Below are 2,762 nucleotides of genomic sequence, written 5' to 3' on the forward strand. Positions count from 1 at the left end.
GGCGCGGTTGAAGCGTGGTGGTCTGTCGGCGATGGCGTCGGGTGAGGCGTTGGCGTTGTTCGACGCGGCGTTGGGTTCGTCGGAGGCGGTGTTGGTGCCGACGCGGTTGGACTGGGGGGTGTTGCGGTCGCAGGCGGCGAGTGGTGAGTTGAACCCGTTGCTGCGCGGGCTGGTCCGCACTCCCCGCCGCACCGCCACCACCACCACCACCACGGCCGACGACGCGGCCGGCTTCGCCGTCAGGCTGGCCGCGCTGCCGGAACGCGAGCAGCACCGCGAACTCCTCGACCTGGTGCGTTCGGCCGCCGCGGCCGTCCTCGGGCACCCGTCCAAGAACGCCGTCGCCGCCGCCCAGGCGTTCAAGGAGACCGGGTTCGACTCGCTCGGCGCGGTGCAGCTGCGCAACCGGCTGGCCCGGGCGACCGGCGTCCGGCTCCCGGCGACGCTGGTCTTCGACCACCCGACCCCGCTCGAACTCGCCCGTCACCTGCGGTCCGAGCTCCTGCCGGAGCCGGAGGCCGGAGCCGCCGCCGGGGGCACCGTGCCGCCGGCCGGCCCGGCTCCGGAGCTCCCGCCCGCGGACGGGCCCGCCATCGCCGACCTGGACATCGACGGTCTCGTCGCCCGCGCGCTGCGCGGCCGTGGCTGACCGTCCCCCGATCCCGCGCTCACCGATCCTTCCCGAAAGGCTGACATGACTACCACCATCGACGGCGCGGCCGCCTCCGACCAGACGGCGAGGCTGGTCGCGGCGCTGCGGGCCGCGCTCCAGGACAACGAGCAACTCGCCTCCGAGAAAGCAAAGTTGGAGGCGGCGGCCACCGAGCCGATCGCCATCGTCGGGATGGCCTGCCGGCTCCCCGGCGACGTCTCCTCCCCGGCCGAGCTGTGGCAGCTGGTCGCCGACGGCCGTGACGGCGTGGCCGAGTTCCCCGAGGACCGCGGCTGGGACCTCGACGGGCTGTTCGACCCCGACCCGGACCGGGCGGGCCGCTCCTACGTCCGCGAGGGCGGGTTCCTGCGCGGCGCCGCGGACTTCGACGCCGCCTTCTTCGGGATCTCGCCGCGCGAGGCGCTCGCCATGGACCCGCAGCAGCGGCTGCTGCTGGAGACGTCCTGGGAGGCCCTGGAGCGGGCCGGCTTCGACCCGGCGGACCTGCGCGGCACGCCGGTCGGCGTCTTCTCCGGCGTGATGTACCACGACTACGCCACCGGGCTGCGGAGCGTGCCCGAGGGGCTGGAGGGTTTCCTCGCCACCGGGACCTCGGGTTCGGTGGCCTCGGGCCGGGTCGCGTACACCCTCGGCCTGGAGGGGCCCGCGATCACCGTCGACACCGCCTGCTCCTCCTCCCTGGTCGCTGTCCACCTGGCCGCCCAGGCCCTGCGCAACGGCGAGTGCGTGCAGGCCCTGGCCGGGGGCGTCGCGGTGATGTCCCAGCCGTCGCCGTTCGTGGAGTTCTCCCGGCAGCGCGGCCTCGCGGTCGACGGCCGGTGCAAGGCGTTCGCCGACGCGGCCGACGGAACCGGCTGGGCGGAGGGTGTGGCCGTCCTGGTGCTGGAGCGGCTGTCGGACGCGCGGCGGCTGGGTCACGAGGTGCTGGCCGTGGTCCGGGGCTCGGCCGTCAACCAGGACGGTGCGTCGAACGGTCTGACCGCGCCCAACGGCCCCGCCCAGCAGCGGGTGATCCGGGCCGCGCTCGCCAACGCCCGGCTGACCGCGGCGGACGTCGACGCGGTCGAGGGCCACGGCACCGGCACGCCGCTCGGCGACCCGATCGAGGCACAGGCGGTGCTCGCCACCTACGGCAGGGGCCGCCCGGCCGAACAGCCGCTCTGGCTGGGCTCGTTGAAGTCGAACCTCGGGCACACCCAGGCGGCTGCCGGGGTCGCGGGCGTGATCAAGATGGTGGAGGCGCTGCGGCACGGTGTGCTGCCGAAGACCCTTCACGTGGACGAGCCGACCCGGCAGGTCGACTGGTCGGCCGGTGAGGTCAGGCTGCTGACCGAGGCCCGGCCGTGGCCCGAGCTGGACCGCCCGCGCCGGGCCGCCGTCTCGGCCTTCGGCGTGAGCGGCACCAACGCCCACGTGATCCTGGAGGAGGCGCCCGCGCCGGAGACGCCCGAGGCGCCGCACGCCCCGGAGGCACCGGAGGTCTCCGCGGCCCCGGACGCCCCGGCGCGCGCCGTCCCGGCCGTCCCCTGGCTGGTGTCCGCCGCCTCGGCCGTCGCCCTGCGTGCCCAGGCCGAGCGGCTGCTCGACTACGCCGACGCGCAGGGCCCGGACCAGACGGCTGCCGCCCGCGCGCTCGCCGAGGCCCGGGCGCTCCTGTCGCACCGCGCCGTCGTGGTGGCCGACACGCTGGACGGCCACCGCGGCGGACTGGCCGCGCTCGCGGGCGACGCCGCCGCACCCGGCCTGGTCACCGGCACGGCGGACGTCGCCGGCGAGACCGTCTTCGTGTTCCCGGGTCAGGGTTCGCAGTGGGTGGGGATGGGCCGGCGTCTGTCGGCCGAGTCTCCGGTGTTCGCGCGGGCTCTGGCGGAGGTGGAGGGTGCGCTGAAGCCGTATGTGGATTGGTCGTTGGTGGATGTGGTGAATCAGGTGCCGGGTGCCGCCTCGCTGGAGCGGGTGGACGTGGTGCAGCCGGTGTCGTTCGCCGTGATGGTGGGTCTGGCGCGGGTGTGGGGTTCGCTGGGTGTGGTGCCGGACGCGGTGGTGGGTCACTCGCAGGGCGAGATCGCGGCGGCGCATGTCGCGGGGA

General features: G+C 75.4%; 3 protein-coding genes. 2 read left to right on the forward strand and 1 reads right to left on the reverse strand.

Features of this window, described 5'->3' with window-relative positions:
- Positions 1–180: hypothetical protein (locus PUR56_RS29445; RefSeq protein ID WP_329951182.1), on the reverse strand; the 180-nt coding region annotated here is incomplete at its 3' end.
- Here PUR56_RS29445 and PUR56_RS29450 point away from each other — a divergent pair.
- Together PUR56_RS29450 and PUR56_RS29455 are read left to right on the forward strand one after the other, a co-directional pair.
- Positions 149–649 carry an acyl carrier protein gene (locus tag PUR56_RS29450; RefSeq protein ID WP_329951183.1) on the forward strand — a complete coding sequence of 167 codons (501 nt, stop codon included), beginning with the start codon at positions 149–151 and terminating at the stop codon, positions 647–649. The genes PUR56_RS29445 and PUR56_RS29450 overlap by 32 nt on opposite strands.
- A gap of 105 nt (positions 650–754) precedes the next feature.
- On the forward strand, positions 755–2,762 hold a 2,008-nt coding region (locus tag PUR56_RS29455), incomplete at its 3' end, for a type I polyketide synthase (protein WP_329951184.1).

The organism is Streptomyces sp. BE303 (assembly GCF_036290945.1).
GTDB lineage: Bacteria > Actinomycetota > Actinomycetes > Streptomycetales > Streptomycetaceae > Kitasatospora.